This is a genomic window from Bradyrhizobium erythrophlei (assembly GCF_042430365.1).
Taxonomy (GTDB): Bacteria; Pseudomonadota; Alphaproteobacteria; order Rhizobiales; family Xanthobacteraceae; genus Bradyrhizobium; species Bradyrhizobium erythrophlei.
Window position 1 is genome coordinate 1 of the sequence record NZ_JBHMET010000018.1, and the last position, 14,101, is coordinate 14,101.

Genomic DNA, 14,101 nt, shown 5'->3' on the forward strand with positions numbered 1-14,101 from the left:
CTTGGGCGCGCCTATCCAGGCACGCCCAAAGAGTCAAAATCACAGTGACAAGCTACTAGTGCAAATCCCGTCTTGAGCCCACGGTTGTAGCCCTCATAAGCAGCGACGGAGATGCCCTGACCCCAAGCGTTGGTTCCGACCTCTTTCCTTCCGAAACGCATCCAGGCCTGATGCCAAGTCCAATTTGAGATCCCCATAACGAACCCCTCGGCGAACCCCCAAAGTGCCCTTTCCCGCCGAGCCTCCTGCCTCGCTTGGTGATAAGGAAGTCCCAATGCAACAAACACGCCCGCCATGGCGATGACAGGAACCGCGCCTGCCGCCGCCGCACCTACAGCGGAAACAGTCGCAGCTGTCGAGGTGCCGGTTGCCGCGACGTTCGCGCCCCAGACCGAGTAACTGATTGTTCGGAAGATTGGCGCGGTCGTTGCCGCCATATCTGCGATTTTTTCGTAAAAATCAAAGGACAAAACAATTATTGCTGCTCCTCCTGGCATCTGAGTTCTCCGTCGTGTGAGTTTTTCCTTTGCGGTCGGTTACTCCACGGTTGCGAAGCCATTTGGCATGCAAGCAGTCTGCAACGCGTTTGATCACCTCTATTCCAACAATCCAGATGTCAGTTTGTAGACTGGCGCCGGCTGAGCGTTCGAGGAAAATTATTTTTTTAGATGTTCAATTGTGCCACGACAGGAACAACCAATCGTCCTTTGGCGAACTCATTGATGACTTCGGTGGCGCGCGTTTGAGGCTGTGTTGATCGGCGGCTGCCTTCGAGGCTAACCTCTCTCACTGACCAGCGACCCCAGCCAAGGCCCGACAACCGGTTGGGGCTTTGCTTGTGTGCCATCCAAGGCCGAGATCAGTGCCTTCGTGAGTAGACGCCCTGGTTAGAACCGGCGCCTCATTCATTGTCATCTTTTGCAAGCGCGCTGCTCAGTTCGTCGCGGGCAGCGGCTCGAACATGCATTGCAGCGTCGGCTTGGCGATCCTGGTGAAGGTCGGGCCGATCTCGGACTGCTTGGACGGCGGCACCCAGTCGGTCTCGATCGTCGGCACGCCGGTCTCGCTGATGCCGCGCAACAGCGCCTCGCGCAGGTCGGCGTCCTCGACGGTGGCCGCAGCGTAGTCGTGCAGGCAGCCGCACACCGCCTCGGGATGCGCCCAGCGGCCGACCATGTGGGGCGCGCACAGCCGCACGAATTCGCCGCGCGGATCAGGCATCTTGAACAGCGAGCGGAATTGCATGGATTGGAGCGGAAGCTGCGACTGCGCCTGCGCGGGATTTGCCAGGACGAACGACGCAACAATCGCGGCGAAACAGATGCGGAGCAACATGGAGAGCCTTACCGGCAATTTTCTAGGCTTGTCGTCGTGCGGTCAGTTGGCCGCCACCACCATCTGCGCCGGGCTCACGACCGGCGCGCCACTGTAGGAGAAGGTGCCGATGCCGGGCAAACCGTTATCCGCAGACCCCGCCATCGACGGACCAGCCATCAGGAAGGCGAAGGCGAGGATGAAGCTAATGGTCCGCATCTGACTGTCTCCGGTGTTGCTGCCGGCGTCCCCGCCGTTTGGTTGGCGGTTTGATAACCAAACGCTGTTTCCGGACACCTGCGCCAAAAGCGGAAAATGGTTTCGTCGCCATGGAGAATTGTTTCGCCGCCGGGGGCGCGACGAAACATGGATCGAAAAAGACGAATGATTTCAGCAGCGCCGCTTGAGCGCTGGGGCCGCGTTGCGGCCGCGGTCGCGTGGACCCGATCGCCCCAGCAGCCTTTCTTAACGTTCCTCTGGTGAGAAGTCGGAAAGCACAGGCGAGCCGGCGATGAACCGCCCTCAGGTTCCCGCCGACTCAACGTGAGCGGCGCGCGCAACCATCTCGCTGGTCGCACGTTGTCGTGATCTCGATCCAACGAAGGATGTCAGTCGTGGGCAATGGCAACATCGGTGTTGGTAATGACGCAGCGACCCGCAAACCCGGCCAGCAACAGATGACGGGCGCGATGCCGCAACAGGGCTCCTATGTGATGGGCGACAATGAATGCGCCCAGCAAAAGCTGGTTCGGCTGGTGGGGTGCCGTGACTCCAAGGTCAAGCCGGAAACGGCCGGCTTCAACTTCCGTGCAAAGCAGTTCGGCCAAACCGAGCGCTAGCTCGCGAACGGATTGAGCTTCGCGAGCCAAGCCTCTGCACCAGCTACTGAATATACTCGCCACACTTCTCCACCGTGGCGTCGCCGGTGCCCCATGGCATGATCGGGACGGACGAGGTGGAGTTCTTTGGCGAGCCTTCGATCAGCTTGTCTGAATAGACCATGTAGACCAGCACGTTTCGCTTGGCGTCGCAGCCGCGCACGATCTGCATCTTCTTGAAGAAGAGTGAGCGGCGCTTGCGGAACATGTCGTCGCCCTGGCTCATCTTGTCCTTGAAGCGGATCGGCCCGATCTGCCGGCAAGCCAGAGAGATATCAGAGACTTCTTCGGCAAGGCCAAGCCAACCCTTGAAGCCGCCCTTCTCCGGCACCGTGAAGTGGCACGCCACACCGTCGACCTCGGGATCGTCGACGCCGTAGGTCGCGAGCTTGTCGTTCGGGCTGAGCCATTTGAACACGGTCGAGCGGCGGAAGATCAGGTCCGGCTCTTCGGCGGCGCGCGCAGGCCCCGCCTGTCCGAGCGCCATAACCAGAAGCAGTAACGCGCACCCCCACCGAGACAGCCGCTCCACGTCACACAGGCTCACACTTCTCGATGTCATAAGGGTCTCCGGTTCTGAACTCGTTCGCGTATGTAGTGCTGAAACGCCGGACAGGAAGGCCGCGGCGGGCAGCCGATGCCGGCCGCGCCTTTAACCTTATGTGAGGCCTTTTTGTTACGCTTTCGGCGAAAAACACGTGGTCACGCAAGGGTTGGATCGCCTGCGCTGGTGAACATGTTTCGCGTCTGCGACAACCAATACATAGTTTGGACTGGGAATCGGGAATATGCGCGCGAGCGGACGTCGGATTTCATTTTTTGATTTTGCGAATGAGCGGTTTTGGCAGTTTGCGATTTTGACGGCGGCGGGCACCGTCGGCCTCTCCTCACAGGCCGATGCGGCCCTCTACTACTGGGGCGGGTACGATTCCGGCTATTACAGCCAGCCCGAGCCGATGCAGCAGCCGCGCCGGCAGAAGGTGCGGCGCAATCCGGCGAAGAAGGATGCAACGGTCGAGAAGGAGGCCGGCGCCAAGCCGCAGGGCCCGCTCGTCATCGCGGTTTCGATCGAGACGCAGCGGGTACGGGTTTACGACGCCAACGGCCTGTTCGCCGAGAGCCCGGTGTCGACGGGCATGAAGGGGCACTCGACCCCGATGGGTGTGTTCAGCATCATCCAGAAGCACAAATTCCACCACTCCAACATCTATAGCGGCGCGCCGATGCCGTACATGCAGCGCATCACCTGGTCGGGGGTGGCGATGCATGCCGGCGTGCTGCCCGGTTATCCGGCGTCGCATGGCTGCATCCGCATGCCGATGGCGTTCGCGATGAAGATGTGGAATTGGACCAAGATGGGCGCGCGCGTCATCGTCACGCCCGGTGAGATGACGCCGACGAGCTTCTCGCATCCGCTTCTTGTCACGCAGAAGGTTGTGCCGCAGCCCGTCGCCGACGATCTCAAGGTCGACGCGCCGCTGGGCGTGAAGGGCGACAAGGGCGTCGACAAGCCGCAGACCAGCCTCGAGCTGCGCTCGACCGTCGGTCACGCCGCGCTCCGCGACAACACTCACACCGCCGACGCCTCCGGTTCGATGCCGGCCGCGAGCGCATGGGCAACGATGTCGGATGCCTCGCCTGCGTCGCACGAGCCTGTCGCCGCAAAGTCTGAAGATGAACAGCAAGCGGCTGCGAGCGACGCCAACGAAACCCAGTCCGCCGCCGATGCCGGCCGCGACAACAACGCGGCGGCATCGGACAAGACGGCGGCCGACCCGTCGATCACGGGCAGCACCGAGACCGCAAAGAGCGAGGTCTCCGCCGCCGATCATGTCAAGGCGGAGGCCAAGGCCGAAACCAGGGCCGATGAACCGAAGACGGAAGCGGCCAAGCCCGACGTCGCGGCCACCGAGGCGCCGAAAGTCGATGCCCCCAAAGCCAGCGCAGCCACGGAGGCCGACAAGCCCGCCGAGCCGGTCAAGGCCGTCGATGCGCCCGCGGCGACGCCTGACGCGAAGAAGGATCCGGCGCGGCTGCCGACGCTTGCCAGGCCCGAGCCGAAGCGCATCGGCCAGATTGCCGTCTTCATCAGCCGCAAGGACTCCAAGCTCTACGTTCGCCAGAACTTTGCCCCGCTGTTCGACGTGCCGGTGACGGTCGCCTCGAGCGACCGGCCGCTCGGCACCCATGTGTTCACCGCAGAGACCGACAAGAACGATGTGAACGTGCTGCGCTGGACGGTGGTCTCGCTTCCCGTCACCGCCCGCAACGCAACGCGGATCGACGACGAGGACCGCGCCGCGCGCCGCCGCAAGGTGGCTGGCGCCGCAGCGGTTGAGGCTGCGCCGCTGCCGGTCCCGAACAGCCCGGCGGAGGCGCTCGACCGCATCACGATTCCCGCTGACGCAATGGCGCGGATCGCCGAGGCGCTCGGCAGCGGCGGCTCGATCATCGTCTCCGACCTCGGCGTCAACCAGGGCGAAACCGGCGAAGGCACCGACTTCATCGTCCCGCTGCGCTAACGGCCGTTCATAACGGCTTGTTGAAGGCCGTCGCGCGCGTGCTGGACTATGATCCCCGCCGAAATCGGTCCGGGGACACGATCATGATCAACCGCAGGACCCTGATTGCGGCTGGCCTCGCCGCAGCGGCGGGATCGCTCAATTCGCGTCCCCTCAACGCACAAGGCGCGATGAGCCGGATCACGGCCTATGCGTTCTCGTTCCCAGCGCTCGACGGCGGCGAGATCCGTCTCGCCGATTATACCGGCCGTCCCATGCTGATCGTGAACACGGCCTCGCTTTGCGGCTTCACGCCGCAATATGCCGGGCTGCAGGAATTGTGGACCGAATTCCACGACCGCGGCCTCGTCATCATCGGCGTGCCCTCAAATGATTTCGGCGGCCTGGAGCCCGGCGGCGCAACCGAGATCGCGGAAATGGCGCAACACCACTACAGCGTCACCTTTCCGATCGCGGCCAAGGCCGCCGTGAGGGGCGCGAACGCGCATCCCTTCTACAGATGGGCGGCAGCGGCGCGGCCGAAGGACGTGCCGCGCTGGAACTTCCACAAATACCTGATCGGCCGCGACGGCTATATCGCCGACGTGTTCCCTGAGTCGGTCGAGCCCGAGGACACAAGGGTCAAGACCGCGATCGCGCGCGCCCTGGGGGCCGCCTGACGCATCAACCGAGTAATCCCCGGAATTATCTCATCAAACGGGGATTTGGACACAAGGCTGCCACCTCCGCTGGCTTGGCGCTGCCGATCCAACTGGGGTATTATTCGAGAGGACGGGAAAAGCGCCCGGCAGCGGAAAAAACCCTGCGCCGGGAACGGGATCAGCAGGAAACATCACCATGCGTATTGCGGCAGGTCTGATTTTCGCGAGCACGGTGGCGCTGCTCGCCTCAACTGCGGCGTGGTCGCAGACACCGCCCGCCAAGGGCACCGCCGCTGCTCCAGCGGCGACGCCCGCGGGAGCCCCCGCGCCGGCCGCCGCCAAGGGGGTGGCCGCAGCACCCCAAGCCGCAGCTGCGCCTGCCGCCGCTGCACCGCCCGTGCCGCCGCAACAGCCGCCACAGCCGGCGCGCGCCGCCTGCAACAACCCGAACGCACTCGGCGTCGGCCGCACGGTCGAGATCGACACCACCGGCGGCCCGGGCTTCGGGTTCGAGCATTTCAAGCAGCTCGACTTCCTGCGCGACCACGAGGTGGTGCTGACCTTTGATGATGGTCCGTGGCCGAACAACACGCCCGCCGTCCTGAAGGCGCTGGCGGATGAATGCACGACCGGCATCTTCTTCCCGATCGGCAAGCACGCGACCTATCACCCCGAGATCCTCAAACAGGTCTACGCGGCCGGCCATACGGTCGGCGCGCACACCTGGTCGCATGCCAATCTCAACAACAAGAAGCTGACCGAGGACCAGAGGAAGGACGAGATCGAGCGCGGTTACGCCGCGGTCAAATGGGCGCTCGGCGTCGCACCCTCGCCGTTCTTCCGCTTCCCGGCGCTGCAGCACCCGCCGGAGATGGTCACCTATCTCGGCACCCGCAACGTCGCGATCTTCTCCTGCGATCTCGACTCCTTCGACTTCAAGGCGAGCACGCCGCAGAAGGTGATCGACACCGTGATGAAGAAGGTCAACAAGCTCGGCAAGGGCATCATCCTGATGCACGACTTCCAGAAGCACACCGCCGAGGCGCTGCCTGAGCTGTTGAAGCAGCTCAAGGCCGGCGGCTACAAGGTGGTGGCGATGCGCTCCAAATTCCCGGTGACGGTGCTGCCGCAATATGAGGAAGAGCTCGCCAAGGACGTCAAGCTGCCGACCGTGAGCTCGCGGCCGGTGAACAGCGTCGTCAAGACGGTCAACGAGTAACGGCGCCTATTGGCGACAATCTCCGTGCCGGTGCTGCGTATCGAAGGTTTTGTGATCGTCTCCGCCGACGGCCGGCTGGCGAACGCGCGCAATGTCATGCCCGACGATCTCAAAATCGAGGGCGACAAGCGCTTCTTCACCGCCGCCCTCGAGCGCGCCGACCTGATCGTGCACGGCCGCCACTCCGAGGAAGAGCAGGCGAACGCACCAAAGCGCCGGCGCATCATCCTGACGCGCAAGGTCGAGGCGACCGCGCCCGATCCGGCCAATCCGAAGGCGCTGTTGTGGAATCCCGCCGGCTGCCCGTTCGAGACGGCCTGTGGCGAGATCGGCGTCACCTCAGGCAGTGCTGCGATCATCGGCGGGCCCGGCGTGTTCGGCATGTTCATGGACCGCTACGACACGTTCTGGCTGTCGGTCGCGCCGCGTGTGCGCATCCCCGACGGCGAGCCGTGCTTTCCCGGCGTTCCTGACCGCTCGCCGCAACAGGTGCTCGCCGGCCACGGCCTGCGGGCCGGCGAAGCGCAACTGATCGACGCTGCGCACGATGTCAGCGTCACGCCATGGCGGCGGGTGTCGTGATCATAACGTACGGATCGTGGGGCGGGTTAGCGTCAGCGTAACCCGCCACCCTCGCGTCTTTTGCGACAGGCGGATTACGCCGGAGCCTGTCATCGGGCCGCACCTTGCGCGGACCCGGTGGGCTAATCTAATTCGCCCTACGAATCACATCAGCTCCGCTGCTTGCGGAACGAGTTCTTCACCGCGATCCTGTCGCCGGCAAACGTGAAGATGTCGCAGCCGGCGATTTCGACCCGCTTGCCGTCGGCGCCGGTGCCCGAGAAGATCCACTCCGAGCAGCCGCGATCGCCTGAGATGAAGTGGCGCGCGTTGCTCCAGCGCGCATCCGGAAACATTTGCCACGCACGCATGAAACCGCGGCGCACATCGTCGCGACCGCGGAACACCGTGCCTGACACATCCGGGCCGGCATTGGCCTCGAACACGCAATCATCGGTCATGAACGACATGAGACCGTCGATGTCGTGACGATTCCAGGCGTCGGCAAACGCCTCGAGCGTCGCGATAGTGACCTTGCCGTCCACCATCACGCCGCCGCAGCTTGCGTGGCGCTCGCGAGACCAAGCTTGTCGTAGAGGAATTCGGCGATGACAGTTTCGACATCGCTCGCGCTGCCGTCCGCGCGCTCCACCCTCGCCGTCCGCAGGTAGAAATGATCGGCACCGGCGACATGGACCATCTGGTTGGCCACGCCGACCCGGTTGAAGTGACCGCGCATCTCGTCGATGCCGCCGAGAATGACCGGAAGATCGCGCTCGCCGAAAAACATCAGCGCGGCCGGCGCGATCGCGGCGTCGGTCAGGCTGATATCCAGCGTGAACCCCGCGATCCGGCCGGACAAAGCGACCACGGCAGCCACCGGCGCCCGCTCCGCGAACGCCGAATTGAGCGCGATCACGGCGCCGGCCGAGAACCCGCCGCAAACGATCCGCGTCACGTCGACGCCGTAGACGCGCGACTGGCTGCGCACGAAGTTGACCGCCCTGGTCATGTCGTCGGTTGCAGCCTCCAGCGTGTCGGACATCATTTGCTGCGTGCATGGCGGCAGGCCGAGGATGCCGCGCACGAAGTCGATGCGGTCGGTGTTCTGCGGCTGGCCGGGCAGCAGGAACGGCGTGACGCCGGGGTCCGGCGCTTCTTGCATCAGGCGGTAGTCGATCGAGAAGCAGACATAGCCGCGGCGCGCGAACTCGCGGCAATATTCCGCCATCGCGGTGCTCGGGTTCTCGCCCTCGAACAACTCGGCACCCTTCGAGCCGCGGTGAAATGCGCCGCCAAAGGCGAGGACGAGCGCAGGCCGCGGTGTCTTGCTGTCGCTGACCGGCTGATAGACGTCGAGCTTGAGCTCGCGATAACGCGAAGCTCCCTGTCCCGCGACATAGCCGATGCCGCCGACACCGTAGGTGACGTCGGGCGTGAACGCGACATCGTAGATCTTGTCGAGATAGGCCACGGCGGCCGGTGCTTTCGACGGGACAGCGGTCACGAAATCCTCCTTCAGGTGGCCGCGACCGGACCGGTGCTGCCACGCACGATCAGTTCAGTCGCAAGTTCGATATGTTCCACACCGTCGCCGCCGGCGAGCTTCGCCAGCAGGCTGGTGGCGGCCATGCGCCCCATCTCCTCGGCAGGCGTCCTGACCGTCGTGATGGCGGGGTTCATCGCGGCGGCAATGTCGAGATCGCCATAGCCGACGACCGACACGTCGCGCGGCACCGACAGGCCGCGCGCGGCGCATTCCATCATCGCGCCGGCAGCCAGGAGATCGTTGGCGCAAATCACCGCGGTCGCCTTGGGAAAGCACGCCTGCGCGGCGCGAAATGCGTTGCGGCCGTCCTGCAGGCCGCTGCCGCCGGCATAGATCACGCGGTCGCGCGGAAATTCGGCGCCGCGACCGGCAAATGCGTCCTCGATGCCGGCCAGACGATCGCGTTCGCGATCGCTGACATTGAGGAACGCCATGATCGCCACGATGTCGCGATGGCCGAGGTCGAGCAGATGATTGACCACCGGCTGGATCGCCTTGCGATGGTCGAACCCGACCGACGCGATCTCGGTGTCGTAGGACCAAGTGACGATGAACGGCTTGCCGAGATCGTCGAGCAGCGGCAGCAGTGCGGGATCGTGCTGCTTGCCCACCAGCACGATACCGTCGACGCCCTGGCGGATCATCGAGCGGACCGCGGCGAGCTCGGTCTTCTCGTCGAAGTCCGAGGTCGCGAGCAACAGCGTGTAGCCGCGCCTGGCGATCTCCGACTGCAGGCCGTCCACGGTGCTCGCGAAATAGGCGTGACGCAGCGCCGGCACCACGGCGCCGATCACCATGCTGCGGTTGCGCCGCAGCGAGCGGGCCAGACCGTCCGGGATGTAGTTGAGTTCTGCGGCCGCGGCGTTGACCCGCTTCAGCGTCGCCTCGTTGAGCAGATCCGGCGTGTTGAAGGCCCGCGATACGGTCGCCGGCGACACCTCGGCGAGCCGGGCGACTTCCGCCAGCCTTGAAACGCTCGGGGATTTGCTCCGGGTCGCGACCATCGATCTATGATATCTATTTCATTCCGCCTTGGATAGTCAGGAAGCTGCACGAAGTCAAGGAACCATGCTTATGAGATAATAAAGCCCTGAAATAACTTCAGAATATAGAAAATTCGTGCAGATCGCTCGAATCTCGGGCTGCTTCGCTACTTGACGTAATCCGCGCCAGATGTCTCATTTATGAAATTGATTTCAATAATCTCATAACGGGGGACGGACAATGCGCAGGTCACTCTACTTTCCGGGATGGAACGTCGTCGCTGGCTCCGGCGTCGGCGTCGCGTTCGGTTCAGTGCCGTTCTTTGCCGCGGGCTTCGCCCTGCTCGCCGGCGCCATGGCCAAGGACTTCGGCTGGAGCCAGCCCGAGGTCGCCAAGGCCGCATCGATCTATCTGTTGCTGCAGACCATCGCCTATCCGCTCTGCGGCTGGCCGCTCGATCGCTGGGGCTCGCGCACATTCGCCCTCATCAGCATCGCGATGTTTGCGGCCGCCGTGCTGCTGCTCAGCCGGATCGACGGCACGCTCTGGCAATTCTATCTGGCGTTCGCGCTGATCGGCATCGTCAGCGCCGGCACCAACGTCGTGTCCTATGCCCGCGCCATTGCGCTCTGGTTCAACCGCAAGCGCGGACTCGCGCTCGGCATCGCCGCGAGCGGCCAGGCGCTCGGTTCGTTCATCATCCCGATCGTCGCCCACAGGATGATCGCCGCGCACGGCTGGTCATGGACGCTGGTCGCGATGGCCGCCTTCGAGCTCGTGGTCTGCCTGCCGTTGGTCGCGCTCTTGGTCAAGGACAGCCCGACGCAGCTCGGCCTGCTTCCCGATGGCGCAAGCCAGGCCGAACGCGTAGCGAGCGCGCCGGTCGACCACGGCATGACGGTCGGCGAGATCATCCGCACCGGCGTGTTCTGGAAGCTCGCGATCTCGTTTGCGATCATGGGCCTGTCGTTCTACGCCATCGCGCCCAACATCGTTTACATCCTGACCAAGAAGGCCGGGATGGGTCTTGCCGATGTCGCGACGATCCAGGCGGTCTCCGGCATTGCCGTGCTGTTCGGGCGGATCGGGTTCGGCTACCTGCTCGACCGCGTCCACGCGCCCTTTGTCGGCATCATCGCGCTCGCACTGACCAGCGTCTGCGCGATGACCTATGCCACCACGGCGGTGCCGACGCTGATCATCGTCGCGTCGACCCTCAACGGCCTTGCGATCGGCGGCGACACCGACCTGATGCCGTATCTCGCCAGCCGCTACTTCGGCACCGCCGCCGTCTCGCGGATTTTCGGCTGGTTCCTGTTTGCGTTCTTCCTCGGCGCCGCGATCGGTCCGATCGCCTTTGCCCAGCTCAGCGCGACCTTCGGCAGCGCCGACGTGCCGCTGATGCTGCTGGCGGGACTGCAGGTCATCCCTGCCCTGCTCTTCGTCTCGATCGGCCGCTACCGCACCAGTCCGGACGAGGCACAGGCGCTGCGCGGCGCTGCGGCCGCCTCATCGTCGTGATGTGGCCTACACGTCCCCGTAGGCGGGATCGATGCCAGCGCGGGGGCCGCGGCCGTAGCCGGCGATGATGAACAGCGCGCCGATGATCGAGAGGTTCTTCAGCGCATCGATCAGCGTCTTGGCATTGTCGGGCGCCGGCTGGTTCCAGAAGTCTTGGAAGTAGAAGGTGGAGATGCAGACGAAGATGATCAGGAGGATCGCGAAGAACCGCGCCAGCAGATTCACCGCGATCATCAGCCCTGCGAGGATTTCGAACGCGCCGGCGGCGATCACGAGAATCTGCATGAACGGCATGCCGACGAAGGTCTCGACCTGCTGCGTATAGGGCGCAACCAGCGCGGGAATCGTCACCTTCGCCGCGATGAGATCGGCGGTCGCCTGGATGCCGAACAGCTTGGTCGCGCCCGAATAGATGAACAGCACGGCGAACAGAACTCGCCCGAAAGTAATGAACGCTGGCATGGGTCGGCCTCATGGAATTGCGGAGATCGGGCGAAGCAGGCGGAACGATTATGGTCATTCCGCCTGCCTCGATCAAATCTAATCCGCCTTCCGCGGGAACCGCTCAGCCGAACAGCGTCGGCTGCGCGCGCCCCGCGCGCTCCTGGGCCTCGACGGCCGCGACCGCCGTCATGTTGAGCACGCCGCGCGCGGTCACGCCGGGGGTGAGGATGTGCGCCGGGCGCGCCGGTCCGATCAGGATTGGACCGACCGGCAACGCGTCGGCCAGCACCTTGATGGTCTGATAGGCGATGTTGGCCGCGTCCAGCGTCGGCATGATCAGGATGTTAGCATCGCCCTCCAGCCGCGATTGCGGCAGCACCAGCTTGCGCGCGACGCCGGAGAGCGCGGTGTCGGCCTGCATTTCGCCGTCGGCCTCGATCTCCGGATGCCGCTCCTTCAGGAGCTGGGTGGCACGACGCATCTTGCGCGAGGAGTCGGTGTCGTAGCTGCCGAAGTCGGAATGTGACACGAACGCGACCTTGGGCTTGAAGGCGAAACGCTGGGCATGGATCGCCGCCAGCGACGCCACCTCGGCGAGCTCCTCGGCGCTGGGGTTCGCCCGCACCTGGGTGTCGGCGATGAAGTAAGCGCCCTTGGTGGTGATCATCAGCGACAGCGCGGCATAATCGCTGATTCCCGGCAGGAAGCCGATGATCTCGCGGACATGGCGCAGATGGCTCATGTAACGGCCCTCGACGCCGCACAGCATGGCATCGGCCTCGCCGCGCAACACCGCGAGCGCGGCGATGACGGTGTTGTTGGTGCGCACCACCGTGCGCGCCGCATCGGGCGTCACGCCGCGCCGGCCGGCGACGTCGATATAGGACTGCACATAGGAGCGGTAACGCGGATCGTCCTCGGGATTGACGAGGTCGAAATCGCGGCCCGCCTTGATCGACAGGCCGAAACGCTTGATGCGGGTCTCGACGACAGACGGACGGCCGACCAGGATCGGCCGCGCCAGCTTCTCCTCCAGCACCACTTGCGTGGCGCGCAGCACCCGCTCGTCCTCGCCCTCGGCGTAGATCACCCGCACCGGCTGGGTCTTCGCCTTGGCGAACACCGGCTTCATGGTCAGCCCGGAGCGGAACGCGTAGCGCTGCAGCTCGGTGCAGTACTCGTCGAAGTTCTTCATCGGCCGGGTCGCAACGCCCGACTCCATCGCAGCCTTCGCCACCGCCGGCGCGATGCGCAGGATCAGGCGCGGATCGAACGGGCTCGGGATCAGCGAGCCCGGGCCGAAGCCTTGCGTCTCGCCGGTGTCGAAACCATGGGCCACCGCATCCGACGGCGGATCGCGCGCGAGCTGCGCGATCGCATCCACCGCGGCGTGCTTCATCGTCTCGTTGATCGCAGTGGCGCCAACATCGAGCGCGCCGCGGAAGATGAACGGGAAGCAGAGCACATTGTTGACCTGGTTCGGGAAGTCCGACCGCCCGGTGCAGATCATGGCGTCGGGCCGCGCCTGGCGCGCCTCGTCGGGCATGATCTCGGGCACCGGGTTGGCCAGCGCCATCACCAGCGGCTTGTCGCCCATCTGCTTGACCATCTCGGTCTTCAGCACGCCCGGCGCCGACAGGCCAATAAAGATGTCCGCGCCGGGAATGACATCCGCCAGCACGCGCGCGTCGGTGTTCTGGACATAGACCGCCTTCCAGCGATCCATCGTGGTGTTGCGGCCCTCATAGACGACGCCGTCGATGTCGCAGACCCAGATATTCTTGCGCTGCGCGCCCATCGAGACCAGCAAATTGAGGGTTGCGATCGCGGCCGCACCCGCGCCCGAACAGACGATCTTGACCTCGGCCAGCTTCTTGCCGTTCAAGAGCAGCCCGTTGACGATCGCCGCCGCGACGATGATGGCGGTGCCATGCTGGTCGTCGTGGAACACCGGGATCTTCATGCGCTCCTTGAGCTGCGCCTCGATCTCGAAGCACTCCGGCCCGCGGATGTCCTCGAGGTTGATGCCGCCGAAGGTCGGCTCCAGCGCCGCCACCGTCTCGACCACGCGCTCGATCGTGTCGGCCTTGATCTCGATGTCGAACACGTCGATGCCGGCGAATTTCTTGAACAGCACCGCCTTGCCTTCCATGACGGGCTTGGAGGCCAGCGGGCCGATATTGCCGAGGCCGAGCACCGCGGTGCCGTTCGAGACCACCGCCACCAGATTGGCGCGCGCGGTCAGCGAGGCGGCCTCGGCCGGGTTGTTGGCGATCTCGGTGCAGGCGGCGGCCACGCCCGGCGAATAGGCGAGCGCGAGGTCGCGCTGGTTGGCGAGCGGCTTGATCGCCTGGATCTCGAGTTTGCCGGGCCGCGGCAGGCGGTGATAGGCGAGCGCCGCGTTGTGGAGTTCTTCAGACGATGACGACATGCACTCCCCCTCGGCCCCGCATCAATGTTCGGTGGCC

Annotated in this window: 15 protein-coding genes; 6 read left to right on the top strand and 9 right to left on the bottom strand. The window is 64.6% G+C overall.

All coding sequences use genetic code 11. The annotated features are described in order from the left end of the window. Nucleotides 1-11: 11 nt before the first annotated feature. The 3 genes from ACFFWD_RS02175 to ACFFWD_RS02185 form a co-directional block, all read right to left on the bottom strand. Nucleotides 12-497: a hypothetical protein gene (locus ACFFWD_RS02175; protein WP_376960974.1), complete on the bottom strand. Its 486-nt coding sequence runs from the start codon at nucleotides 495-497 to the stop codon at nucleotides 12-14. Nucleotides 498-933: 436 nt separating this feature from the next. Further along, the gene (locus tag ACFFWD_RS02180; protein WP_376960976.1) at nucleotides 934-1,335 is read right to left on the bottom strand and encodes a hypothetical protein; all 402 of its coding nucleotides are present in this window, start codon (nucleotides 1,333-1,335) and stop codon (nucleotides 934-936) included. A gap of 42 nt (nucleotides 1,336-1,377) precedes the next feature. Further along, nucleotides 1,378-1,533, bottom strand: a complete 156-nt coding sequence (locus tag ACFFWD_RS02185) for a hypothetical protein (RefSeq protein ID WP_376960978.1) — start codon at nucleotides 1,531-1,533, stop codon at nucleotides 1,378-1,380. Nucleotides 1,534-1,919: 386 nt separating this feature from the next. Here ACFFWD_RS02185 and ACFFWD_RS02190 point away from each other — a divergent pair, with 386 nt between their 5' ends. Beyond that, the gene (locus tag ACFFWD_RS02190) at nucleotides 1,920-2,153 is read left to right on the top strand and encodes a hypothetical protein (protein ID WP_376961106.1); all 234 of its coding nucleotides are present in this window, start codon (nucleotides 1,920-1,922) and stop codon (nucleotides 2,151-2,153) included. A gap of 43 nt (nucleotides 2,154-2,196) precedes the next feature. On the opposite strand, the gene ACFFWD_RS02195 is transcribed toward ACFFWD_RS02190, so the two are convergent. Continuing rightward, the gene (locus tag ACFFWD_RS02195; protein WP_376961108.1) at nucleotides 2,197-2,679 is read right to left on the bottom strand and encodes a CreA family protein; all 483 of its coding nucleotides are present in this window, start codon (nucleotides 2,677-2,679) and stop codon (nucleotides 2,197-2,199) included. Between the two features lie 301 nt (nucleotides 2,680-2,980). Between ACFFWD_RS02195 and ACFFWD_RS02200 the strand changes: the two genes are divergently transcribed. From ACFFWD_RS02200 to ACFFWD_RS02215, 4 genes are all read left to right on the top strand, one after another. After that, entirely contained in the window at nucleotides 2,981-4,714 is a 1,734-nt protein-coding gene (locus tag ACFFWD_RS02200) for a L,D-transpeptidase family protein (RefSeq protein ID WP_376960980.1), read from the top strand. Nucleotides 4,715-4,797: 83 nt separating this feature from the next. Further along, nucleotides 4,798-5,373 carry a glutathione peroxidase gene (locus ACFFWD_RS02205; protein ID WP_376960982.1) on the top strand — a complete coding sequence of 192 codons (576 nt, stop codon included), beginning with the start codon at nucleotides 4,798-4,800 and terminating at the stop codon, nucleotides 5,371-5,373. Between the two features lie 178 nt (nucleotides 5,374-5,551). Continuing rightward, nucleotides 5,552-6,574 carry a polysaccharide deacetylase family protein gene (locus tag ACFFWD_RS02210; RefSeq protein WP_376960984.1) on the top strand — a complete coding sequence of 341 codons (1,023 nt, stop codon included), beginning with the start codon at nucleotides 5,552-5,554 and terminating at the stop codon, nucleotides 6,572-6,574. A 9-nt stretch (nucleotides 6,575-6,583) separates the two neighbouring features. Beyond that, a complete protein-coding gene (locus ACFFWD_RS02215; RefSeq protein WP_376960986.1) occupies nucleotides 6,584-7,156 on the top strand; it encodes a dihydrofolate reductase family protein in 573 nt (190 codons plus the stop codon). Between the two features lie 149 nt (nucleotides 7,157-7,305). Here ACFFWD_RS02215 and ACFFWD_RS02220 read toward each other — a convergent pair whose 3' ends face one another. From ACFFWD_RS02220 to ACFFWD_RS02230, 3 genes are read right to left on the bottom strand one after another with little or no spacing between them, the layout of a single operon-like run. After that, the gene (locus tag ACFFWD_RS02220; RefSeq protein WP_376960988.1) at nucleotides 7,306-7,683 is read right to left on the bottom strand and encodes a nuclear transport factor 2 family protein; all 378 of its coding nucleotides are present in this window, start codon (nucleotides 7,681-7,683) and stop codon (nucleotides 7,306-7,308) included. Further along, nucleotides 7,683-8,642, bottom strand: a complete 960-nt coding sequence (locus ACFFWD_RS02225; protein ID WP_376960990.1) for an alpha/beta hydrolase — start codon at nucleotides 8,640-8,642, stop codon at nucleotides 7,683-7,685. Before ACFFWD_RS02225 ends, ACFFWD_RS02220 begins: the two co-directional genes overlap by 1 nt. 11 nt (nucleotides 8,643-8,653) lie before the next feature. Continuing rightward, nucleotides 8,654-9,688: a LacI family DNA-binding transcriptional regulator gene (locus ACFFWD_RS02230; protein WP_376960992.1), complete on the bottom strand. Its 1,035-nt coding sequence runs from the start codon at nucleotides 9,686-9,688 to the stop codon at nucleotides 8,654-8,656. A gap of 220 nt (nucleotides 9,689-9,908) precedes the next feature. Here ACFFWD_RS02230 and ACFFWD_RS02235 point away from each other — a divergent pair, with 220 nt between their 5' ends. Beyond that, nucleotides 9,909-11,189 (top strand): MFS transporter, encoded by a 1,281-nt coding sequence (locus ACFFWD_RS02235; protein WP_376960994.1) that lies wholly within the window; start codon nucleotides 9,909-9,911, stop codon nucleotides 11,187-11,189. 6 nt (nucleotides 11,190-11,195) lie between these two features. On the opposite strand, the gene ACFFWD_RS02240 is transcribed toward ACFFWD_RS02235, so the two are convergent. Continuing rightward, nucleotides 11,196-11,651: a DoxX family protein gene (locus ACFFWD_RS02240; protein ID WP_376960996.1), complete on the bottom strand. Its 456-nt coding sequence runs from the start codon at nucleotides 11,649-11,651 to the stop codon at nucleotides 11,196-11,198. 103 nt (nucleotides 11,652-11,754) lie between these two features. Further along, nucleotides 11,755-14,064: an NADP-dependent malic enzyme gene (locus ACFFWD_RS02245; RefSeq protein ID WP_376960998.1), complete on the bottom strand. Its 2,310-nt coding sequence runs from the start codon at nucleotides 14,062-14,064 to the stop codon at nucleotides 11,755-11,757. Between the last annotated feature and the right edge of the window lie 37 nt (nucleotides 14,065-14,101).